At 74.4% G+C, this 23,334-nt stretch carries 16 protein-coding genes; 11 read left to right on the top strand and 5 right to left on the bottom strand.

Annotated features, from left to right (window positions below; all coding sequences use genetic code 11):
- Positions 1-44 precede the first annotated feature (44 nt).
- From J421_RS29250 to J421_RS29235, 5 genes are all read left to right on the top strand, one after another.
- Positions 45-3,032, top strand: a complete 2,988-nt coding sequence (locus tag J421_RS29250) for a CehA/McbA family metallohydrolase (RefSeq protein ID WP_025414677.1) — start codon at positions 45-47, stop codon at positions 3,030-3,032.
- A gap of 4 nt (positions 3,033-3,036) precedes the next feature.
- Positions 3,037-3,246 carry a hypothetical protein gene (locus tag J421_RS33250; RefSeq protein WP_158508978.1) on the top strand — a complete coding sequence of 70 codons (210 nt, stop codon included), beginning with the start codon at positions 3,037-3,039 and terminating at the stop codon, positions 3,244-3,246.
- Positions 3,247-3,328: 82 nt separating this feature from the next.
- Positions 3,329-4,897 (top strand): M28 family metallopeptidase, encoded by a 1,569-nt coding sequence (locus J421_RS29245; protein ID WP_025414675.1) that lies wholly within the window; start codon positions 3,329-3,331, stop codon positions 4,895-4,897.
- A gap of 75 nt (positions 4,898-4,972) precedes the next feature.
- Positions 4,973-7,612, top strand: a complete 2,640-nt coding sequence (locus J421_RS29240; protein ID WP_025414674.1) for a protein kinase domain-containing protein — start codon at positions 4,973-4,975, stop codon at positions 7,610-7,612.
- Positions 7,605-8,111 carry a DinB family protein gene (locus tag J421_RS29235; protein WP_025414673.1) on the top strand — a complete coding sequence of 169 codons (507 nt, stop codon included), beginning with the start codon at positions 7,605-7,607 and terminating at the stop codon, positions 8,109-8,111. Before J421_RS29240 ends, J421_RS29235 begins: the two co-directional genes overlap by 8 nt.
- A 34-nt stretch (positions 8,112-8,145) precedes the next feature.
- On the opposite strand, the gene J421_RS29230 is transcribed toward J421_RS29235, so the two are convergent.
- Together J421_RS29230 and J421_RS29225 are read right to left on the bottom strand one after the other, a co-directional pair.
- Complete coding sequence (locus J421_RS29230) at positions 8,146-8,673, bottom strand: EVE domain-containing protein (protein ID WP_236646393.1); 528 nt, start codon at positions 8,671-8,673, stop codon at positions 8,146-8,148.
- Positions 8,664-11,912, bottom strand: coding sequence for a WD40/YVTN/BNR-like repeat-containing protein (locus J421_RS29225; protein ID WP_025414671.1), 3,249 nt, complete (start codon positions 11,910-11,912; stop codon positions 8,664-8,666). The genes J421_RS29230 and J421_RS29225 overlap by 10 nt, the downstream gene beginning before the upstream one ends.
- Before the next feature lie 225 nt (positions 11,913-12,137).
- On the opposite strand from J421_RS29225, the gene J421_RS29220 reads away from it, so the two are divergent.
- On the top strand, positions 12,138-13,310 hold the full coding sequence (locus tag J421_RS29220) for an MFS transporter (protein WP_104023600.1): 1,173 nt from the start codon (positions 12,138-12,140) through the stop codon (positions 13,308-13,310).
- 4 nt (positions 13,311-13,314) lie between these two features.
- Positions 13,315-14,043 (top strand): BPL-N domain-containing protein, encoded by a 729-nt coding sequence (locus J421_RS29215; RefSeq protein ID WP_025414669.1) that lies wholly within the window; start codon positions 13,315-13,317, stop codon positions 14,041-14,043.
- 34 nt (positions 14,044-14,077) lie between these two features.
- Here J421_RS29215 and J421_RS29210 read toward each other — a convergent pair whose 3' ends face one another.
- Both J421_RS29210 and J421_RS29205 read right to left on the bottom strand, forming a co-directional pair.
- A complete protein-coding gene (locus J421_RS29210; RefSeq protein WP_025414668.1) occupies positions 14,078-16,549 on the bottom strand; it encodes an ABC transporter permease in 2,472 nt (823 codons plus the stop codon).
- An 81-nt stretch (positions 16,550-16,630) separates the two neighbouring features.
- Positions 16,631-16,945, bottom strand: a complete 315-nt coding sequence (locus tag J421_RS29205; protein WP_148306620.1) for a hypothetical protein — start codon at positions 16,943-16,945, stop codon at positions 16,631-16,633.
- 166 nt (positions 16,946-17,111) lie between these two features.
- On the opposite strand from J421_RS29205, the gene J421_RS29200 reads away from it, so the two are divergent.
- The 4 genes from J421_RS29200 to J421_RS29185 all read left to right on the top strand — a co-directional run bounded on the left by J421_RS29200 (position 17,112) and on the right by J421_RS29185 (position 20,800).
- A complete protein-coding gene (locus J421_RS29200; protein ID WP_025414666.1) occupies positions 17,112-18,758 on the top strand; it encodes a M28 family peptidase in 1,647 nt (548 codons plus the stop codon).
- Entirely contained in the window at positions 18,755-19,624 is an 870-nt protein-coding gene (locus J421_RS29195) for a class I SAM-dependent methyltransferase (RefSeq protein WP_025414665.1), read from the top strand. Before J421_RS29200 ends, J421_RS29195 begins: the two co-directional genes overlap by 4 nt.
- Positions 19,625-19,708: 84 nt before the next feature.
- Complete coding sequence (locus J421_RS29190; RefSeq protein WP_025414664.1) at positions 19,709-20,107, top strand: hypothetical protein; 399 nt, start codon at positions 19,709-19,711, stop codon at positions 20,105-20,107.
- 33 nt (positions 20,108-20,140) lie between these two features.
- Entirely contained in the window at positions 20,141-20,800 is a 660-nt protein-coding gene (locus tag J421_RS29185) for a hypothetical protein (protein ID WP_104023477.1), read from the top strand.
- Positions 20,801-20,826: 26 nt separating this feature from the next.
- Here J421_RS29185 and J421_RS29180 read toward each other — a convergent pair whose 3' ends face one another.
- Complete coding sequence (locus J421_RS29180; RefSeq protein ID WP_025414662.1) at positions 20,827-23,319, bottom strand: ABC transporter permease; 2,493 nt, start codon at positions 23,317-23,319, stop codon at positions 20,827-20,829.
- Positions 23,320-23,334: the final 15 nt, after the last annotated feature.

Below are 23,334 nucleotides of genomic sequence, written 5' to 3'. Positions count from 1 at the left end.
GCGGTATATTGGATACGGTCCGCCCCGCCACCCGCCGAGCGCCCATGCCCCTCGCGCCCACCTGCCGCGCCGTCGCCCGCGCGGGACTGCTCGCCCTCCTCCCCCTCGTCGTCGCCGCGGCCCACGTCGCCGCACGGCCGAACCACTACGGCCAGTCCGACCGCGTCGAGCGCCACATGCTCCCCGTCGTCACCACCGGCCCCATGGATCCGGTCTGGCGCCCCGACGGCAACGCGCTCGCGTTCGCGATGCGCGGCGACGTGTGGACCGTCCCCGCCGACGGCGGCACCGCCGTCGCGCTCACCGCGGGGCCGGCCTACCACTACGAGCCGGCGTGGAGCCCCGACGGCGGGCGCGTCGCGCTCACCGTCGACGCCGACGGCAACCTCGACATCGGCATCGTGAGCGCGTCGGGCGGCGCGGTGCAGCGCATCACCACCGGCCCCGAGGTCGACGTCGAGCCGACGTGGGCGCCGGACGGGCGCGCGCTGTTCTACGTCAGCGCGCGCGGCAACCGGTTCCAGATCCGTCGGCACGACCTCGCCACCGCCGAGGACACGCTCGTCGTCGCCGGCTTCCAGCCCGCGGTCTCGCCCGACGGGACGCGCCTCGCCTACGTCGCGCCCGTCCCCGGGCGACTCGGCAGCGGCGGGATCTGGGTGAAGCCGCTCCCCGACGGCGCGCCGCGGCTCGTCTACGTCGACGAGACGGAGTACCGCGCGCATCCGCGGTGGACCCCCGACGGGCAGTCGCTGCTGTTCGTCTCCGACGTCGGCGGCTCGAACGACGTGATGCTCGTCTCCGCGGCGGGCGGCGATCCGATCCGCCTGACGATCGACGCGCACGACGAGTTCGCGCCGTCGTCGAGCCCCGACGGCGCGCGTGTCGCGTTCGTGTCGAACGGCACCGGGCCGACCACGCTCTACACGGTGTCGGCCGGCGGCGGCCCGCGCTCCGCGTGGCGCGCCGTGCCGCTGCGCGCGCGCACGCCGCGCACGCCCGCCGGCCGCGTGCACGTGCGCGTCCTCGGGCCCGACGGGCGCCCCACGCCGGCGCGCGTCACGGTGGACGCGAGCGACGGCCGCGGGTACGCGCCCGACGGCGGCTTCCACCGCGTCAGCCTCGCGAACGACACGCACTACTTCCACACCGCGGGCGAGGCCGACGTCGAGGTCCCCGCGGGCCGCACGACCGTCGAGGCGGCGAAGGGCTTCGAGTACCGCCCCGCGCGGCTCACGGTCGACGTGCCCGCCGGGGGCGTGCGCGACGTCACGCTCCGCCTGACGCGCCTCGTCGACCTGCCGGCGCGCGGCTGGTGGTCCGGCGACACCCACGTCCACGACCTGCACCAGGGACTCGAGGGCCTCTCGCACGCCGAGTTCTTCGACCAGCTGCGCGCCGAGGACCTGCACGTAACGAACGCGCTGATCCACATGGATGGCACGCGGCTCATGGGGCGGTGGGACGATCTCACCGGCATGCCGTACCCGGGCTCGACGCCGCAGTACATCCTCCAGTACGGCGAGGAGTTTCGCGGCTCGCTCGGCCACGTGTCGATGCTGGGCGTGAAGCACTTCGCGCTGCCGTTCACGGCGGGCGAGCGGAACACGCCGTACGCGCAGCCCGTGATCGACGCGGCGTACGTCGACTCGGCGCACGCGCAGGGCGGCATCGCCGGGTTCGGCCACCCGTACCTGTCGCGCGCGTCCACGCCGGCCGCGGTGGCGAGCACGCTCATCCCGGTCGACGTGGCGTTAGGCAAGGGCGACTTCTACGACCTCGGCGCGCTCTACTCCGACGAGCTCGCGTCGACCGAGGTGTACTACCGGCTGCTGAACTGCGGCTTCCGCCTCGCGGCGACGTCCGGCACCGACAACTTCTCCGACGTCGGCCGCGACCCGCCGCCCGGCTCGGACCGCACGTACGTGCACCTGCGGGGCGGGGGACCGGTCACGCTCGCGCGGTGGCTCGACGGGATCCGCGCGGGTCACACGTTCGCGTCCACCGGCCCGCTGCTCTTTCTCGACGTCGCGGGGCGCGAGCCCGGCGACGAGATCGCGCTCCGCGCGGCCGACGCGCCGCGCCTCACGGTCCGCGCCGAGGCGACGTCGATCACCCCGATGGCGCGCCTGGAGATCGTGGTCAACGGCGCCGTGGTGCAGACCGTCGCCGCGACCGACTCGCTCCACATCGCCGTCGCCACCGAGGTGTCGCTCCCGCGCGGCGGCTGGGTCGCGGCGCGCGTCGTGGGCCCGCCGTCGCGCTACGTGGGCGACGACTACGCGTTCGCGCACACGGGCCCCGTGTACGTCGTGCGCGACGGCCGCCGCTTCACGTCGGCCGACGACGCGCGGTTCCTCGCCGACGCGGTCGACGCCGTGCGCGCGCGCGCGTGGCGCGCGAGCCGTGGCGCACGCCGGCCGAGCGCGCGCAATTCGAGGCGGCGCTCGATCGGGCGCGCGCCGTGTATGCGGCGATCGAGCGGGACGCGGTCGCCCCGGATCGTTGAGTATGCGCGCGTGCCGTCTCGCGCCCCTGCTGGCGGCGCTGCTGCTCGCCGCCTGCTCGGGCTCCGACGAGCGAATCGATGCGCGCGCCGAGCCGCGCACCGAGGCGCGCGTGGTGGCGCCGCGTCCGGACAGCGCCGGCTGGCGGTTCGTGTATCTCGCGGGGCCGCGGCTCTGGGTGCGCTATCCCATCGCGCGGGTCACGGGTGTCCGCGACGAGTGGACGGAGCGCTGCGACCGGCAGCCGCCGCTCTACGCGAACGACGAGGACACGACGACGCTCGACCGGCTGATCGTGCGCGCGGCGTCGGCGAACTTCGACAGCGCGGTCGCGATGGCGGGGTTCGCGCGCGACGAGACGCCGCCGGGGATCGTGTGCGTCGGCGCGGGCTGCGCCCAGCGCCACTACGCGCTGCCCGACCTGCCGCATGGCTTCGCGCTGTCGTACGCCGACAGCCTCGCGGTCGGCCCGTGGCGCGCGCTCTCGGCGGTGATCGAGGAACGCGCCTACCTCGACGAGGGTGACTCGGTGTCGTACGTGTCGCCCGACGACGCGCCGGACGCCACGATGCCGCCGTCGACGCTGCTCCGGCGGCGCGTCGTCGCGGTCGGCCCCGGCACCGGCCACTGCGCCATCGTGCTCGCCCTGCAGACGCACACCGTGCTGCGGCGCGATGAACGGACCGAGCCCCTCGACAGCGCCGTCGTGCGCGAGATCCTGGCGGGCGCGAGGCGGTGACAGGTCGACGCCCGCTCGTCCGTCGAGTAGCCTGACGTCAGGCCGCGCGCCCGCGCGCGCACCCACTCCATCACTTCCCGTCATGCGTCCGCCGCTCCTCTCGCCCACGTCGCTCCTCGTCGCCCTCGCCGCGGCCGTCACCCTGGCCGGCGCGGAGGGACTGTCCGCGCAGCCCGCCTCGCGCCCCGCGGCGCGCCGCGACGAGATCCCGGCCGCGTACTCGGCGATCCGCGAGGCCGACCTGCGCCGCGACGTCGGCGAGATGGCGTCGCCCGCCATGCGCGGCCGCGAGGGCGGCACGCTCGACGAGCTGCGCGCGTCGATGTGGGTCGCGGAGCGGTACCGCCGCATCGGCCTCGTGCCGATGGGCGAGGACGGGACGTACTTCCAGTGGTTCGACATCACGCGCACGCGCGTCTCCACCGCCGCGAGCCGCATGCGCATCGGCGGCGAGGTGATGACGCTCTTCCGCGACGTCGTGCCGCTGCTCGTGGTGCCGGCCGAGGCGTCGGGCGCGGTGCTCTGGGTGCCCGACGCGGCGGACACCACCGTGGACGTGCGCGGTCGCATCGTCGCGACCCCGCTGCTCGCGCCCGCGCCGTCGACCATCCGCGCCAACAGCTACACGTTCGCCTCGCGCTACGCCGACGCGGCGATCAGCGGCACGCTCGCGCGCTTCGCGCGCCGCGGCGCCGCGGCCGTGCTGCTCGTCGCGAGCGCGTCCGTCGACAGCGCGTTCGACGTGGTGGCGTCGGCCCGCTCGCGCGGCGCGTACGACGTGGACCGCGCGGTGCCGCGCGCCGCGAACGGCTCCGACCGCGTGGCGCCGCCGCCCGCGTTAGGCACCGGCCCCACGCCCGCGTTCCTCGTGCGCGCCGCGATGCGCGACACGCTCGCGCGGCAGCCGCAGGCCGAGCTCTCCGTGCGGCTGGAGCGGTTCACCGCGCCGTCGGTGAACGTGGTCGGCGCGGTGAAGGGCACCGACGCCAAGCTTCGCGACGAGTACGTCGTGTTCAGCTCGCACCAGGACGCGAACGGCGTGCGCGCCACGCTCGAGGGCGACTCGGTGCACGCGGGCGCCGACGACAACGCGTCGGTCACCGCCGCGGAGCTCGCGGCGGCGCGCGCGTTCGTGCGGCAGCCGGGGAAGCGCTCCGTGCTCTTCATCAACCACGGCTCCGAGGAGCGCGGGCTGCTCGGCTCGCGCTACCACGCCGCGCACCCGGTGGTGCCGCTCGCGCGGATCGTGGCGGTGCTGAACGGCGACATGATCGGCCGCAACAACCCGGACTCGGCGGCGCTGTTAGGCAGCCAGCCGCCGCACCGCAACTCGAGTGACCTGGTCGCGATGGCCCTGCGGGCGAATGCGCTCACTGGGCGGTTCGTGCTCGACACGATCTGGGACCGGCCGACGCACTCGGAGGGGTGGTACTTCCGCAGCGACCATCTGCCGTACGCGCGGCTGAACGTGCCGGCACTCATGTACTCGACGAACCTGCACGACGACTATCACACGCCGCGCGACGATCCGGGGCGCATCGACTATCCGAAGCTGACGCGCATGGCGCAGTGGATGTACCTGACCGGCTGGTTCGCCGCGAACGCGCCGGCGCGGCCGGCGCTCGATCCCGGGTTCCGGCTGGAGCGCTGACGGGTCGCGGCGCCCCGCGAAGCGTCGACCTCGCCGCGCTGGCGGGGGAGCTCCTCCGAGCGTTCTCTTACGGTCATGACCCCTGGCCCGCTCCGCGTCGCGCATCCGGCGGGACTCGCGCACGCGCTCGCCGATCGCTACCGGCTGGAGCGCGAGGTCGGCGCGGGCGGCATGGCGCGGGTGTATCTCGCCGAGGACGTGAAGCACGGTCGGCGCGTGGCGCTGAAGGTGTTGCGGCCGGAGGTCACGGCCGATCTCGGGAGCGGTCGATTCGGGCGCGAGATCGGCATCGCCGCGCAGCTCCGTCACCCGCACATCCTGCCGCTGTTCGACAGCGGCGACGCGGACGGCACGCCGTTCTACGTCATGCCGTACGTCGAAGGGGAGACGCTGCGCGACCGCCTTCGTCGCGAGCGGCAGCTCCCGGTGGACGAGGCGATACGGCTCGCGAGCGAGATCGCCGACGCGCTGGCCTACGCGCACGCGCACGGCGTCGTGCACCGCGACGTGAAGCCGGAGAACGTGCTCCTCGAATCCGGGCACGCCGTCGTGGCCGACTTCGGCATCGCCCGCGCCGTGGCGATGGCGACGCGCGATGGACACGACGGCGCGCGCGAGCGGCTGACCGGCACCGGCGTGTCGCTCGGCACGCCCGCCTACATGAGCCCCGAGCAGATCGCGGCCGACGGCGATGTGGACGGGCGCAGCGACGTGTACGCGCTCGGCTGCGTGCTCTACGAGATGCTCGCCGGCGAGCCCCCGTTCACCGGCTCCGCTGCGTCGGTGCTGCGACAGCACCTGCTCGACGCGCCGCGCCCGATCGCCGAGCTGCGGGCCGACACGCCGCGCGACGTCGCGGCGCTCCTGACGCGCGCGCTCGCGAAGGACCCGGCCGAGCGTCCCGACGGCGCGGCGGAGCTGCTCGCGGGGCTCGCCGGGTCGGGCCGGGTCGCGAGACCGGCGTCGGTCGTGCCCCGGCCTCGGGTCGAACGCCGGTGGCGCACGGTCGCCGCAGCGCTCGGCGCACGCGCCGCGTTGGGCGCGGCCGCGTTAGGCGGCGGCTGGGCGCTGCGCCGCGGCGCGGCCGGCCGGCGCGGCGGCGCGGAGATCGCGCCGGCCGACCAGAAGTACGTCGTCGCCGTGCTCCCGTTCGAGAGCCTCTCCGCCGACTCCGCGAAGGCCTACTTCGCCGCTGGCCTGACCGAGGAGGTCACCGCCGCGCTGTCCCGCCTGTCGGCGCTGCGCGTCATGAGCCGCTCGGCCGTGCGCCCGTACGCGCCGGTGGCCGACCGTCTCGCGCGACTGCGCAAGGAGCTCGGCGTCGGCAGCATCATCGAGGGAAGCGTGCGCGTGAACGGCGACTCGGCGCGCGTCACCGTGCGGCTCGTCGACGCGCGCTCCGAGGGCACCGTCTGGAGCACGGAGCGCGACGTCGCGATCGCGGACGCCCTCGTCGTGCAGAGCCAGCTCGCGCGCACCATCGCCGACGCGCTCCGCGCGCGCGTGACGCCCGCCGAGGCGCGACGCCGCGGGCGCCCGCCCACGATCAGCCCCGAGGCGTACGAGCTGTACCTGCGCGCGACGCGCATGCCGGTCGCCGTCGCGGCCTCGAATCGCGAGGCCATGGACCTGCTGCGCCGCGCGGTGGCCCTCGATGCCGGCTTCGCGCTCGCGCACTACGAGCTGGCGCACCGCTACACGTTCCTCGCCTACGGCCGCGGCTCCGCCTACGTCGACTCGGGGATGGCCCAGGCGCGCGCGGCGATCGCCGCAGACCCGGAGCTCGCGAACGGGTACTTCGTCCTCGGCGATCTCCAGAGCTACTCGGGACGGTTCGACGACGCGCGCGCGTCGTACCTCCGGTCGCTCGCGCTCGACCCGAACTACGACTGGGCGATGAACGACCTCGGGTTCAACGAGGAGCTCGCGGGTCGCTTCGACGAGGCGCTGCACTGGCACGCGCTCGCGTTCCGGCTGGCGCCTAACACGGCGGACGCGTTCTACCACGTGGAGGCCGCGCTCGTCCACATCGGCGACGACGCGTTCGACGAGCGCTTCTTCGCGCGCGCCGCGGCGCGCTTCCCGGAGAGCCGCCGCCTCGCATTGAGCCTCGCGCGCCTCGAGCTGCTGCTCGGCCGGGACTCGATCGCCGCGGACCGCACGCGGCGCACGTTGAGCCGCAGCCCGGCCGACCAGGAGTCGCAGATGTTCGCCGCCGAGGTCGCGACCGTCACCCGCGCCGCCGACGCGGAGTCGTTCCTCGCGCCGCTCGTGCGCGAGGCGCCCGACGGTCGTGGCGACTTCCTCGCCGAGTCGTTCCGCACACAGCTCGGGCTCGCGCTCGCCGGGCGCGGCGAGCGTGCACGCGCGGAGTCGCTGTGGGCGGCGTCGGCCGCGCTCGCGCAACGGCAGATCGCGGAGGGCCACGAGAGCCCCGCGCTGCGCGTGGAGCTCGCCGCGATCGCCTCCGTGCGGGGCGACAGCGCGGCGGCGCTCGACTGGCTGCAGCGCGGCTACGACGCGGGGTGGACGGACGCGCGCATCACGGCGCTCGACCCGTTCCTGGAGCCGCTCCGCACGCACACGCGCTACGGCGCGGTGGTGGCGCGCATGCGCGCGGATCTGGCAGCGATGCGCCGCCGCGCGGAGGCCGCGCACCCGGAGTTCTTCCCGACGCGTGAGGTGCCTAACGATTCGGGGGTGCGCGATGAGTGACGGGCCGGCGGCGGCGATCGCGTTTCGCGAGTTGATCCACTACACGAACGACGAGACCGCGCGCTGGCACCGGTGGCTCGCGGCGAACCCCGGCGCGCTCGACCTCGCGTGGGGCGACGCGCGGATCCCGACGGTGCGGCACCTCGTGCAGCACATCTTCGCCATCGAGCGTCGGTCCGCGGACCGGCTGCACGGCGACGCGCCGTCGCCGCTCGACGTCGTGAGGATGGACGACGTCGACTCGCTGTTCGCGAGCGGGCGGGAGGCGCGCGAGAAGCTGGAGCGCTACCTCGCGAGCGCGACCGACGAGGCGCTCACGGGCCGGCTCGAGTTCACGACGGCGAGCGGCGACCGGGCGTCGGCGAGCCGGCGGAAGATCGTCGCGCACGTACTGCTGCACGGCATCCGGCACTGGGCCCAGCTCGCGGCCGAGCTCCGTCGGCAGGGGCGCTCGACGGACGGGCGGCACGACATCGCGTTCAGCGACGCGATGGAGTGACCGTACCGCGGCGTGCCCCGTGCCGTCGCGTCGCTCAACCCGGCCCGCGGTCGCCCATCGCGACGATCGTCTCCCACTCGGCCGGCGTCACCGGCGTCACCGACAGGCGCCCCACGCGCACGAGCGCCATGTCCGCGAGCTCGGGGCGCGCCTTGATCTCGGCGAGCGTGACCGGGCGCGCGAGCCGCACGACGGCGCGCAGGTCCACCGCGTACCACTGCGGGTCGTCGGCCGACGGGTCGGGATACCCCTCGCGGACGACCTCGCAGATCCCGACGATCGCCTGCGGGTTCGCCATCGAATGGTAGAAGAAGACGCGATCGCCCTGCCTCATCCCGTCCTTCAGGAAGTTGCGCGCGGCGTGGTTGCGCACGCCGTCCCAGTGCGTGGTCTGCTTCGGGGCGGCGAGCAGGTCGTCGAACGAGAACACGTCCGGCTCCGACTTCACGAGCCAGTGGCGCCGCTCGCCGGCCTCTCGCGGCGCGAACGCGGCGGCCCACTTGCCCTTCTCGTAGTCGGGAGCTTTCGGGCTCGGCATGCGCGCGGCGGTGCCTAACGACACGCCGCCGACGCCGCGGCGCCGAGCGCCGGCGCGGCGCCGTCCACCGCGGCCCGCGCCCGGCCGGCCGACTCCGCGTCGAGCCCCGCGAGCGCGCTCGCGCGCAGCCGCGTCCACGCCGCGGCGGCCGAGCGCAGGTCGCCGCACGCCTTCGCGTACGCGGCGAGCGCGCCCGGCGTCGGCGCCGCGTCGCCGAGCTCCTGCGCGTTCAGCTGCGCGGCGAACGCCGCGTTCAGGCTCACGAACGTCGGCACGTCGCGCGACGCGCGGCCGCGCGCGCGCTCGGCGTCGAGCGTGCCGGCGACCGTGTCGACGCGCGCCAGGAACGCGCTCGCCGCCGCCGGGAGCGTCCCGGTGCCGCGGAGCGCCGCACGCAGCGCCGCCGCCTGCTGGTAGCCCTCCCAGCTCGCGCGGAGCCCCTCGACGAGCCGCATCTGCAGCGCGTGCTGGGCGCCGAGCCCCGCGAGCGTGGCGGGAGACGCCGGGTCGGGGCGCACGGTCACCGTGCGGGTCGCGCGCTGTCCGTCGACCGTTAGGCGGAGCGTGTACACGCCCGGCAGCACGAGCGGCCCCTCCGGCGACGGCGGCGTGCGCTCGGGATTCGCGTTGATCTCGAACGTGTGCCGCAGCGCGGGCGGCGCGTCGGAGCGCAGATCCCAGCTCGTGCGATTCGCGCCCGCCGCCGCCGGCAGCGCCTCCGGCGGCGCGACCCAGAAGTTCGGGTGCGGCGGACGCGCCGCCTCGACGATCGGCGCGCCGGGGGCGCTCGTGAGGTGGCGCACGACCGCGCCCGTCGCGTCGAGCACGTCGAGCGTCACCGGGCCCGCGGGCGCGCGCGCGAGCCAGTAGTCGACGATCACGCCGTCGGGCGGGTTCGGCGCCTGCGGCACCTCGGGCGGGAACGGCGTGTCCTGGTTCACGTTGCGGCGCAGGCGCAGCGCGTCGGCGGGCGCGAACAGCTCCGCCGCGCGCGCGGCGGTGGTCGGCGTGAGCTGGCGCAGCATCGGGAAGCCGTCGAGCACCCACAGGCCGCGGCCGTACGTCGCGACGATCAGGTCGGTCCCCTTCGTGCGAATGTCGCGATACGAGGTGGTGGGCAGGTTCTGCTGCATCGACTGCCAGTGGTCGCCGTCGTCGAACGAGACGAACATCCCGCTCTCCGTGCCGGCGAAGAGCAGGCCGGCGCGCGTGGAGTCGGCGCGGACGACGCGCACGAAGCTGCCGTTCGGCTGCCCGACGGGCAGCCCGGCGGTGATGGGCGTCCACGTGCGCCCGTAGTCGCGCGTGCGGAAGACGTACGGCGCGTAGTCGCCGATGTAGTGCACGTCCACCGCCGCGTACGCCTCGGCGGCGTTCTGCGGCGACGCCTCGACGGCGACGAGGACGCGCCCGGCGGTCGGCACGCCGGGGATCGTCACGTCGGCCCACGTCTTTCCGGCGTCGCGCGTCACCGCCGTGCGGCCGTTGCTCGTGCCGACCCAGATCGTGCCGGCGGTGACGGCGGAGGGCGACAGCGACTCGATGGCCGCCCCCTGACCCCCGGCGTTGCCGCCGTTAGGCGGGCCGGCCGCGCGCGCGGAGTCGTGCGGCATCCCCGTCGTGAGGTCCGGGCTCAGCGCGGTCCAGTGCGCGCCGCCGTCGGTCGTGCCCATGACCTTCTGGAACCCGGCGAGGAGCAGGTGCGCGTTCCACGGCGCGAACGCGAGCGGCTGCGAGCTCGTCGCGCGCAGCGCGAGCGCCGGGTCGAGCGATGGCGCGAGGTTGATCGACTGCTCGCTCGGGTACGAGATCCGCACGACGCCGACGCCGCTCGACCACACGGTGTTCGGGTTCGTCGGGTCCGCGATGATGGTGCCCCACTCCCACCCCGGGACCGGCCGCCAGTCGAACGGCCCGACGGCGCCGTAGCGGCCGAGCGCGTGGGTGCGGATCGCGCCCGCGTCCTGCTGCGTGCCGTAGATCCAGTACGGCACCGAGTTGTCGGTCGAGATGTGGTAGATCTGCTCCGTGCTCTGGTTGTACCACGAGCTCCACGTCGCGCCGCCGTCGAGCGTCACGACCGCGCCCTGGTCGAGGCCGAGGAGCATGCGGCGTCCGTCGGTCGGGTCGATCCACAGCTGCTGCGGGTCGTCGCCGCCGGGCGCGCCCTTGAAGCCGGTGAACGTGGCCCCGCCGTCGGTGGACTTGTAGCTCGACGTGCTGATCGTGTAGACGACGTCCGGGTTCTGCGGGTCGACGTACACGCCGCAGTTGTAGCCGCCCTGGCCGTTGCGGATCCGCTCGTCGTCGGCGGCCATCGCGCGCCACGTCGCGCCGCCGTCGTCGGAGCGGTAGAAGCCGGAGTTCGTGACGAGGAAGACGCGCTGCGCGTTCGTGTGCGCGGCGACCGCGATCGACGTGCGCCCCGTCAGGCGGGGGAGGCCGGTGTACGGCAGCTCGCGCCACGTGACACCGCCGTCGGTCGACTTGTACACGTACGTCCCCGTGCGCGCGGTGTCCGACGCCGGGATGCCGGTCGGCGGGGGCGTCGGCACGCCGGGCGCGACGTAGTGCCTAACGGTGGTGACGAACACGACGTCGGGGGCGTCGCTCGCGCGCGCGAGCTTCTGCGCGCCGGTGGTGCTGTCGACGAACAGCACGCGGGTCCACGTCGCGCCGCCGTCGGTCGTGCGGAACACGCCGCGGTCGCCGCTCCGCGCGTGCACGTCGCCCTGCGCCGCGACGAGCGCGGTGCGCGCGTCGCGCGGGTCGACGAGGATCGACGGGATCTGCTTCGTCGCGTCGAGCCCCGCGTGCCGCCACGTGCGCCCCGCGTCGCGCGAGACCCAGACGCCGTTCCCCTCGTTGATCGCGCCGCCGGTGATCATGTCCCCGGTGCCCGCGTAGACGACGTTCGGATCGGACGGCGCGGCCTCGATCGCGCCCACGGACGAGACCTCGGCCACGTCGTCGAAGACGGGGAACCACGTCGCGCCGGCGCTCGTCGTCTTCCACACGCCGCCGGCGGGGAGGCCGATGTAGAAGACGCCGGGCTGGCCGACCGCGCCGGTGACCGCCGCGACGCGCCCCGCGCGGAACGGGCCGAGGTTGCGCCACCGGAGCGCCGAGAGCAGCCGCGCGTCCACCGGGCCGGCGGCCTGCGCGGGCAGTCGTGTCGCGGCGGCGAGACACGTCGCGACGACGAGTGCCGTGCCGATGCGCGCCGTCGTGCGCGCGTTCAAGAGCGGAGCGAGCGAGAGCATGCGGGCCGCCGGGAGCGTGAGATCGTGCCGGTGATGGATGACGCGGGGCGAGTATGACGCGAGGGCGCGCGTCGGACAAGCGGGCCCGCCGTCGGAGATCGCAACGCGGTTATCATCACCGGCCGAGGATGGTGCGAGGCGGGACCACCCGTTGCGGCTGGGGCGACGCTCGTGGACGATTCGTTAGGCAGCGGACGAGGGACCGACGGCGTGCGGCCGCCGCTGATGAGCCGCGCCCTCGCGCTGGTGTTCACGGCGAGCTTCGGCGCGATGTGGAGCTTCTATCTGCTGCTCTCCGTCGTCCCGCGATACGCCACGTCGCACGGGGCCGGCGGCATCGGCGCGGGCGGCATGACCGGCGCGCTGATGGGCGCGACCGTGGCGGCGGAGCTCGCGGTGCCCCGGCTCGTGGGGCGGTTCGGCTATCGCTCGGTGCTCGCGGTCGGACTCGTGCTGCTCGGCCTTCCGGCGCTCGCGCTGCGCGCCGCGACGAGCCTTCCCGCGATCGCCGGCATCTGCGTGATCCGCGGGATGGGCCTCGCGGTGCTGTTCGTCGCCGGGAGCGCACTCGTGCCCGCGATCGCGCCGCCGGCGCGCCGCGCGGCGGCGTTAGGCGTCTACGGGCTCGTCGTCGGGGTCCCGGCCGTGATCGCCCTGCCGCTCGGCCTCTGGCTCGCCGAGCGCGTGGGATACGCCATCGTGTTCGTCCTCGCGGGTGGCGCCGCGCTCGGCGGGCTGGCGGCGCTGCCGGGCGTGCCGACGCGGACCCGCGCGCACGCCGGAGCCGAAGCCGGCCGCGGCGTCGTGGCGGCGCTGCGCAGCCCCGCGCTCGCGTGGCCGTCGGCGGTGTTCTCGCTCTCGGCGATGGCGGCCGGCGCGGTCGTCACGTTCCTCCCACTCGCCGTCGCTCGCGGGTCCGGCGGCCTCGCGGCCTCGGCGCTCTTCGCGCAGGCGGCCAGCACGGCGGGCGCGCGGTGGTGGGCAGGGCACCACGGCGATCGGCACGGCTCCGCAGGGCTCCTCCTGCCCGCGGTGCTCCTGGCCGCCGTCGGCCTGAGCGCGCTGACGCTCGTCGGGCGGCCGATCGCCGTCGTGCTCGGGATGCTCGTGCTCGGCGCCGGATTCGGCGTGGCCCAGAACGCGAGCCTCGCGCTGATGTTCGAGCACGCGCCGCCGCGCGACTACGACGCGGTGAGCGCGGTGTGGAACATCGCGTACGACACCGGTCTCGCGTTGGGCGGCGCCGGCTTCGGCGTGCTCGCGGCGCGCACCGGATATCCGGCGGCGTTCGGCGTCGCCGGCGCGCTCGTGGCGGCCGCCCTCGTGCCGGCCTGGCGCGACCGGGCGTGGCTGCGCCCCGTGCCCGACGCGCCGCATTGCCCGCGCGGGTATCGTTGACGGCATGAGCGCTCGCGTCCTCGTGTGCGCGGTCCTGCTGGCCGCGTGTGGCGACCAACGCGCGCCGCACGCCGGCGCGCCCGTGCTGCTCTTCACCGGCGCCGGCACCTCACGCGGCGACGTCGCGGCCGTCGAGACGATCCTCCGGCGCGCGCACCTCGCCTACGCGACGGCGAGCTCCCGGCAGTTGAACGGGATGAGCGCGTCCCGGCTCGGGGGATACCGGCTGCTGATCGTGCCGGGCGGCGACTTCGAGCGCATCGGCAGCGGCCTAACGGCGGACGCCACCGCGAACGTGCGCCAGGCGGTGCGCGGTGGGCTGAGCTACCTCGGGCTGTGCGCGGGCGCGTTCTTCGCCGGCGACTCGCCGTACAACGGTCTGAACCTGACCGCGGGCGCGCGGTTCGGCTTCTACGCCGCCGAGGCGCGAGGGATTCGCCGGACGGTGGTCGCCGTCGCCGAGCCCGGGGGGCGGACACTGGAGCACTACTGGGAGGACGGTCCGCAGCTGAGCGGCTGGGGCGACGTCGTCGCACGCTACCCCGACGGGACGCCGGCCGTGGTCGAGGGGACGTTCGGCGCGGGCTGGGTGATCCTCACCGGGGTGCATCCCGAGGCGCCCGCGAGCTGGCGCCGCGGCCTGCGCTTCCGCACGTCGGTCGACGACGCGAACGCGTATGCCGCGACGCTCGTCCGCGCGGCGCTCGAACGCGATCGGCTGCCGCACTACTGAGGCGGCCACGCGTCGCGACCGTTAGGCGCGACCGTCATCCGTCCCGCAGCGCCCGCGCGACGTCGATCCGCGCGGCGCGGCGCGCGGGCAGCCAGCTCGCCACGAGCGTCACGCCGAGCAGCACGACGGGCACGCCGAGCAGCGTGATCGGATCGAGCGGACTCACGCCGAGGAGGAATCGCGCGAGCGCGCGCGACAGCAGCGTCGCCACTGCCAGCCCGGCGACGAGCCCGATGCCGGCCAGCCGCCAGCCTTCCGCGACGACCATGCGCACCACGCCGTGCCGGGGCGCGCCGAGTGCGATGCGGACGCCGATCTCCCGCACGCGCTGGCCGACGCCATAGCTGATCAACCCGTACACGCCCACCGCCGCGAGCAGGAGCCCGAGGGTGCCTAACGACACGGTCACGAGCGCGGCCACGCGCTGCGGCAGGAGCCCCGACGCGGCGATCGTCGTCAGGTCCTGCACCGCGAGGCGCGGCAGCCGCGGGTCGAGCGCGGCCACGATCCGCTGGATCTGGGGACCGAGGCTCGCCGGGTCCACGCCCGGCCGCGCGCGCACGACGATCGCCGCGTCGGGGCGGTGGCGCTGCGCGTCCGGGAAGAAGACGAACGGCCGCGGCTCGTCGACGAGCGAGGTGAATCGGCCGTCGCGCGCCACGCCGACGATCGTCTCCGTCGTGCCGTCGACGGTGAACGTCCGCCCCACCGCCTGCTGCACGCGCACGCCCGGGAAGAAGCGTCTCACGAACGCCGCGCTCACCACCACGCTCGGGCTCGCGCCGGCCACGTCGGTCTCGTCGAGCGCGCGGCCGGCGAGCAGCGGAATGCCGGTCGTGCGGAAGTAGTCGTGTCCGACGATCTCGAACGCGGTGACGTCGGGCCGCTCGCCCTTCGCCGCCGCGGGACGCCCCGGCACGCCGATGGTCGTCCCCATCACGCGCTGGCTCAGCGGCGGCATGGTGGCGAACGTCGCGCCTTCCACACCGGGCAGCCGCGTCACGCGCGAGGCCAGCTCGCGCAGGAACGGACCGGCCGTCACCGAGTCGTACCCGGCGCTCGTGAGTCCGAGGTCGGCGGCGGCGAGCTGCCGATAGTCGAAGCCGGGGTCCACGGTGCTCGCACGCTGCAGCGCGCGCAGGAACAGTCCGGCCGAGACGAGCAGCAGCACCGACATCGCGAGCTGCGTGGTCACGAACACGCGGCGCGACCGCGTGCGGCGATCGCCGACGCCCGCGCCGTCGCTCCGCAGCGTGGGCGCGAGGTCGCGCCGCGCGGCGGCGAGCGCCGGGAAGAGGCCGAACACGACGCCGGTCGTGAGCGTCACGGCGAGCGTGAAGCCGAGCACGCGGAGATCGATCGGGAAATGGACGGCGATGGGTACGTGGGCGTCCACGCGCATCGTCTCGGCGAGCCGCAGCACCCAGTCGGTCAGGATCACGCCCGCCGTCCCGCCGAGGAGGAAGAGCACCACGCTCTCCGTCACGAGCTGCCTCACGAGGCGGCGCTGCGTGGCGCCGATCGCGAGCCGCACGCCGAACTCCTTGCGCCGCGCGACGCCCCGCGCGAGCAGCATGCTGCCCACGTTGAGGCTCGCGATGAGGAGCACGAGCGCGCCGACCGTCATCAGCACGCCCATCGCGACGGCGACGACCTCCTGCCCCTGCACGGGGATCGGGCGGAGCCGCACGACGAGCACCCGCTCGCGCGCGTCGTCGTCGGCGTTCTCGCGCGCGACGCCGGCGCGGAGCGTCGTGAGCTCCGCCTGCGCCTGTCCCGCAGAGACGCCCGGCGCGAGGCGGCCGACGAGCGACAGCCACTCGGCGCGCCGCTCGGAGACGATGCGCGGCATGTCGCGCAGCAGCACCGACGCCATCATCCCGGGCACGTAGAGGTCGGGCTTCACGAGCGCGATCGTGGCGCCGAACTCCGGCGATGCGACGCCGATCACCGTGAACACGGTCCCGTTCACCTCGATCTCCCGGCCCACGGCGGCGGCCGCGCCGCCCAGACGCGACTCGGCGAGCGCCGCGCTCACCACGACGACTGGCTTCGCCAACGGCTCGCTGTCCTCGTCGGCGCGGAAGAAGCGGCCGGCCGCGGCACGCACGCGCAGCACGTCGAAGTAGTTGCCCGACACGATCAGCGCCGACCGCGCTTCGTGCGCCCGCGTCGTACCGCCGGTCTCGAACGCGACGTCCGCGCCGGCGTTCGCCCACGCGGCGAGCCCGGAGAGCGTGCGCGTACGCCGCGCGACGTCGCGGTAGAGCGGGTACGACACGTTCGAGGGCCCCGGCGTGCGCTCGCCCCACACCGTCACGTCGACGAGCGACGCCGGCTCGCCGAGTCCGGGGCTCGGCGCGATGAGCAGGGTGTTGACGACGCTGAAGATCGTCGTGACGGAGGCCGCGCCGAGCATCACGACGAGCGCGGCGATGAGCGTGAAGCCCGGATTCTTGCGCAGCAGGCGCAGCGCGTAGCGCAGATCGGTGCGGAACGATTCCATGTGGAGCTCGCGGTGGTGTCGAGGTCGGGAGCTGCGACACCGGCCCTACGGCTCCGCCGGCCGAATGACGTCAGGCGGTCGTCAGTAGTTCGCGGCCGGGTACCGCGCGCGCAGCATCGGGAGCAGCTCCGCGTGGTGCCGTCTCACGCACGGCTGGCAGATGCCATGGCTGGGAAGGGGCCGCGGGCCGCCGAGTGGCCCCTGCCGGAGGACGCGCGCCGCCTCGCTCGCCGCCGGCACCCAGAAGCGCCACCCGCTCGGCAGCTCGACGAACACCACCGCGTGGCAGTGCATGCACACCTGCACGAACGCCCAGGTGGGGTCGCGGCGGGTGACGGCTACGGCGCTGGAAGCCCCGCGCGGGCGGTGCTCGCTTCGCTCTCGTGACGGCGTCATGGTGCGTTGACTGGCGGGATGGCGAAGTAAGTCGTTCCGGTGCGGTCCGCGCCATGTCGCGCGGGCGCCACATGCCGTCCGGAGGTCGGCGCGGCACGTTAGAGTTCGGGCTCGCCGCCGCATCCGCTGCCGCCGCGCTTCCTCCCGCCGAAACCGTTCGCCTCCGATGCATTCCACGAAGTCCGTCCGACGCCGCCTCGCCGGCGCGGCGATCGCGCTCGCCGTAGCCGCCGCACGCATCGCGCCCGCCGCGGCGCAGCCCACGCTGCACCTGCCGCTCTCGTCGTCGCCGCCGACCGGCGACTCCGTCATCGCCCGCATCTACGACGAGGGCATGCGTCGCTCGCAGGCGTACCCGCTCGCGCAGACGCTGATGGACTCCATCGGACCGCGGCTCACCGGCTCGCCGGCGAACCGTGCGGCGAACGACTGGCTCGTGCGCACCTACGCATCGTGGGGCGTCGGCGCGCGCAACGAGAAGTACGGCACGTGGCGCGACTGGGCGCGCGGGCAGAGCCGGGTGGAGCTCCTCGCGCCGCGCGCGCGCACGCTCGAGGCGACCATGCTCGCGTGGAGTCCGGCGACGCCCGCCGGCGGCGTGACCGGCGAGGTGGTGATGCTGCCGCCGACCGCCGAGTCCCGCGACAGCGCAGGCTTCGCCCGATGGTTAGGCACCGTCCGCGGCAAGCTGGTGCTCGTGTCGTACCCGCAGCCGACCTGCCGTCCCGACTCCGACTATGGCGCGTGGGCGCCGCCGGCGACGGTGGCCGCCGTGAAGGCGGCACGCGACAGCGGCGCGGCCGAGTTCCGGCGCCGCGTCACGGTCGGCGGATACAACACGCGCACGCTGCTGCCGGCGCTGGAGGCCGCGGGGGCCGCGGCGGTGCTCGGCAACACGTGGTCGCGCGGCTGGGGCGTCGACAAGATCTTCGCCGCGCGAACCGCGCGCGTGCCGACGTTCGACGTGAGCTGCGAGGACTACGGGCTGCTCGCGCGGCTCGCCGAGCGCGGCCAGCACCCGCGCGCGCACGCCGTGGCCGAGGCGACGAGCGCGCCGAACGAGGCGCCCGTCTACAACACCATCGCCGAGGTGAAGGGGTCCGCGCTGCCTAACGAGTACGTGATGCTCTCGGCGCATCTCGACTCGTGGGACGGCGCGAGCGGCGCGACCGACAACGGCACGGGTACGATCATCATGCTCGAGGCGATGCGCATCCTGAAGCAGGTCTACCCGCATCCCAAGCGCACGATCCTCGTGGGGCACTGGAGCGGCGAGGAGGAGGGCGACATCGGCTCGGGCGCGTTCGCGGCGGACCACCCCGAGGTGCTCGCGGGGCTGCAGGCGCTGTTCAACCAGGACAACGGGGCCGGCGAGATCGACACCGTGCAGACGAACGGCTTCGTGGACGCGGCCGCGCACTTCGCGCGCTGGATGTCGCGCATGCCGGCCGACGTGACGCGCACCACGGTGCTCGCGCTCCCCGGCATCGCCCACGACGAGAGCACCGACAGCGACGCATTCGATTGCCGCGACGCGCCGGGCTTCTTCCTCACGTCGAGCGACTGGTCGTACGGCGACTACACGTGGCACACGAACCGCGACACGTTCGACAAGATCGACTTCGCGACGATCCGCCGGAACGCGACGCTCGTCGCGATGCTCGCCTACGAGGCGTCGGAGGATCCGGAGCGCGTGTCGCGCGCCCGGCGCGTGCCGCCGGTGGACGCCGAGTCCGGCCGCACCGTCGCGCCGCCGCGCTGCGGCACGCCGCCGCGCAGCTTCGCCGAGACGCTCACGCGCGGCGGGCGGTGACGCGACACGGTGCCGGATCGACCGACGTTCCGCGCGCCGCGAGCAGCACGGCGCGCGGCGTCGCCGTCCTGCGGGCGGCGCACCTGCTCCTCGACGGCGCGCCGCCCATCCTGAACGACACCGTGATCGCGCGGCTGCTCGGCGACGACACTGAGTCGCGGATTCGCGGTCGCGCCGACGAGCTGCAGGCCCCGACGGTGCGTGGGCTGCGCTCGCACGTGCTGCTGCGCAGCCGATTCACCGAGGATGCGCTCGAGCAGGCCGTCGCCGACGGAGTCGAGCAGTACGTGCTGCTCGGCGCGGGCCTCGACACGTTCGCGTACCGCCAGCCGCCGTGGGCGAGCCGGCTCGCGATCACCGAGGTCGACCACCCCGCGAGCCAGACGGCGAAGCGCGCGGCGTTGGCCCGCGCGGGCATCGCGATCCCCGTCAACCTGCGGTTCGCCGACGTCGACTTCGAGCGCGAGTCGCTCGCCGAGGGCCTCGCGCGCTGCGGCGTGGACGCGGCGAAGCGCACGTTCTTCTCGTGGCTCGGCGTCACCATGTATCTGACGCGCGAGGCGATCCACGCGACGCTGCGCACCGTGCGGTCGTTCGCGTCGGGGAGCGAGATCGTGCTCACGTTCGCGCAACCGAACCCCGACGCGACGTCGGGCGCGGACCGTCTCGCCGGCGGTGCCGCAGCGGTCGGCGAGCCGTGGATCAGCTACTTCACGCCGGAGGACGTGGCGGCGATGCTGCGGTCGCTCGGGTTCTCCGGCGCGCGATTCCTGTCGCGCGAGGAGGCCGCGCACCGCTACTACGCCGGCCGCGCGGACGGGCTGTCGGCGCCGCGACGCGTGTCGATCGTGTCGGCGACGGTGTAGCACGGGACGCGCGACGAAACTCGCTTACCACGGGCGACGTAGGAGACCGGACCGCGTTCCCTCGGTAACCGAGCCCAGGACGCCATGAGACAGAACGCCGCGCTGACCATCTCGTCGCTGCTGCTGGTCGTGCTCTTCACGGTGCATCTCGCGCACGACATCGTCTTCGGCCTGGACTCGATGAGCCGAGCCGGGACGTTCACGTTCCTGCTCATCGTACTCGTGTCGTTGTACGGGGCCGTGGAGCTTGCCGGGCGCCGGTCGGGATACGTCATCACGCTGCTCCTCGGGATCCTCTCCGCGGGCCTGCCCGTGCTGCACACGGTGGGGGGGCCGCGCAGCGCCGCGCACGGCTTCTTCTTCGTGTGGACGCTCCTGGCGATCGGAACCGCTGGCGTCTTCTCCGCCGTGCTCTCGGCGCGCGAGCTGTGGCGCTCCGCTCGCACTCGCCGCGCGACGCCATCGCGCGCGGGGCAGGCGTGATCGTGATGTGCGTCCGGGCTGCTCGCGCATAGGATGCTTGCGGGCGGCATCGCCGATCGTGCCGCGCTTCGGGAGCGGCTCCGACACGTCTACTGGGTCGGCGGCGGGAGCGGCGCGGGCAAGTCGACCATCGCGCGTCGCATCGCGGCCGAGCACGGCCTGCGGCTCTACGCGACCGACGACGTGATGGCGGATCACGCGCGCCGCACGACGCCCGACGGTGCGCCGCTGCTGCACCGGTTCATGGCCATGACCATGGACGAGCGTTGGGTGAGCCGGTCGCCGGACGCGATGCTCGACTCGTTCCACTGGTTTCGCGGCGAGGGCTTCGACCTGATCGTCGACGACCTCCTCCACGTGCCGCGGGAGCCTGGTGTGCTCGTGGAGGGATTCCGCCTGCTGCCGCGCCTCGTCGCGCCGCTCCTCTCCGCGCGCGATCGTGCCGTCTGGCTCCTGCCGACGCCGCCGTTCCGCCAGGCGGTCTTCGCCGCGCGTGGCGGGTCGGCGTCGGGCTTTCTCGCCACGACCAGCGACCCGGAACGCGCGCTGCGCAATCTGCTCGAGCGCGACCGGATGTTCACGGACGTCCTCCGCGCCGAGACGCAGCGGCTGGCGCTACCCGCCCTCGAGGTCGACGGCTCGATGACGGAGCAGGACCTCGCCCGGCGCGTGGCGCGCATGTTCGGACTCTGAGCTGCGCCGCCGACGGCACCGGGACGCTACTCGTACCGGAGCGCGCGCGTCGGGTCCACGCGCGCGGCACGCCACGCGGGAATCGACGACGCGGCGAGCGACACGAGCGACAGCGCGACGACCGCGGCGATCACCACCAGCGGGTCGCTGCCGCGCACGCCGAACAGCAGCGACTCCGCGCCACGCCCGATGCCGTACGCCGCGGCGATGCCCACGGCCGCACCGACGACCGCCATGGTGCCGACGCTGCGCAGCACCATCGCGACGATGCTGCGTGCGCTCGCGCCTAACGCCATGCGCACGCCGATCTCGCGCGTGCGCTGCGCCACCGAGTACGCGAGGACGCCGTACAGGCCGACCGCGGCGAGCAGCGTGGCGAGCGCCGCGAACCCGGCGGAGAGCGTCGTGATCAGCCGGTCGAGGTAGACGTTCTCGCGGATCTGCTGCGGCATGGTCTTGAGCGACGTGACCGGGAGCGTGCGGTCGATGCGCGCGAGCGTGCCGCGGATCTCCGGCAGCAGCGTGCGCGCGGGCACGGTGCTGCGCACGTAGAAGCTGAGCGAGCCGACCGTCGTGTCCTGCGCGTACGGCAGGAAGTACACGGGGCGGTCCTCCTGCTTCACGCCGCTGTACTTCGCGTTCTTCACGACGCCGACGATCACGTGCGTGAGGCTGTCCCCCTCGCCGACCATGCGCCCCACCGCGCCGTCGCCGAGCCGGAACTTCTTCACGAACGCCTCGTTGACGACCGCGACGCGCGGCGCGCCGAGCGCGTCGGACGCGGTGAGCTCGCGCCCCGCGACCAGCGGCTGGCCCGTCGCGCGGAAGAAGTCCGGGCCCACCGCGTTGAAGTACGCGTCCGTGTCGGTGTCGGGCCCGTGCGGGAATCCCTGCACGTTCATGTCGTTGTCCCAGTTGTTGCCGCCGATGAGCGGCACGCGCGCCGCCGTCACGCCGCGCACGCCGGGGATCGCGCCGACCTCGCGCGCCACGCGCGCGAACAGCGCCTGCGACTCCGCGCCGGAGTAGCCGTTCAGCACCGGGGCCAGGCGGAACGTCACCAGCTCGTCGACGTCGATGCCGAGGCGCACGCGGCCGACGTTGTCGAGGCTCCGGATGAACAGCCCCGCCGACACGAGCAGCGCCATCGACAGCGCGAACTGCGCCGTGCCGAGCGAGGTGCGGAAGCGGGCCGCGCCGCGCGCCGCCGTGGTCTTGTTGGACCCGCTGCGCAGCGCCGTCACGAGCTCCGAGCGCGTGCCGTGCAGGGCGGGGAAGAGCCCGAACAGCAGCCCGGTCGTCATCGACAGCGCGGCGGCGAACCCGATCGCGCTCGGGTCGACCGCGAACGCGAGCGTCGACGAGACCTCCTGCGGCAGCAGCGCGACGATGCCGTGCAGCGTGGCCCACGCGACGCCCAACCCCGTCAGGCCGCCGAGCGACGCGAGGAGCACCGACTCGGCGAGCAACTGCGCGAGCAGGTGCGTGCGCGACGCGCCTAACGAGAGCCGCACGGACATCTCCGTGGCGCGGTTGGCCGAGCGGGCGAGCAGCAGGTTCGCGATGTTGGCGCACGCGATCGCGAGCACGAGCATCGTGATGCCGAACAGGAGGACGAGCGGCGTCCGTGTCTCGTCGTGCAGGTCGCTCGAGCCGCGCCGTCCGTCGAAGAGATCGAGCGACTTGGCCTTGAAGCGCGCCAGCGTCGCCTCGCTCACGCCCCGCTGGAGCGGCGCCTCGACCTGGTTGATGATGCGATGATAGACCACGTTCTCGCGCGCCGCCGCCTGCTCGAGCGTGACGCCGGGACGGAGCCGCGCGAAGACGTAGATCCAGTACTGGCGGCGCTGCTCGTAGCCGGTGTAGCCCGCGTCGAGCACGCCGCGCATCGTGATGGGCACGAAGAGCGCCGGCCGGTTGCCGAGCGTCGTGCCCTGGAACCCCGCCTCGGTGACGCCGATGATGCGCATCGACTGGCCGTTCACCGTCATCGTCGTACCGACGACCGACGGGTCGCCGCCGAGCTGGCTCTGCCAGTAGTCGTGGCTCAGCACCGCGACCGCGTTGGCGCCGATCACGCGGTCGTCGTCGCGGCCGAGCAGCCGGCCGATCGCGGGCTTCACGCCGAGCACGCCGAAGTACGAGCCCGACACGAACTCGGCCCGCGCGTTCACGACGTTGCCGCGTGCCGCGAGGTTCGCGTTGAAGTCCTGATGCCCCGCCACGCCGCTGAACGGCCCCGGCTGGGCCTCGAGGTCGCGGAACATGGCGTAGCTGAAGATCCACTTGCTGTCGCCCCCGGCGAGCGTCGTCTGGTGCGAGCCGGGCGTCGGCGTGTTGCCGCCGAAGATGACGAGCTGCTCGGGGTGCGGCACCGGCAGCGGCGCGAGCAGCAGCTCGCGCACGAGCGAGAAGATGGCCGCGTTGGCCCCGATGCCGAGGGCGAGCGAGAGCACGGCGACGGCGGTGACGAACGGCGTCCGGCGCAGCGTGCGGAAGGCGAGGCGGAGGTTTGGCATGCGGGCTTGGACAGG

This window comes from Gemmatirosa kalamazoonensis (genome assembly GCF_000522985.1).
In the GTDB taxonomy this organism is placed as follows: domain Bacteria; phylum Gemmatimonadota; class Gemmatimonadetes; order Gemmatimonadales; family Gemmatimonadaceae; genus Gemmatirosa; species Gemmatirosa kalamazoonensis.
The sequence above is the reverse complement of the archived record's forward strand: the minus strand, read 5'-3'. Positions and strand labels throughout refer to the sequence as shown.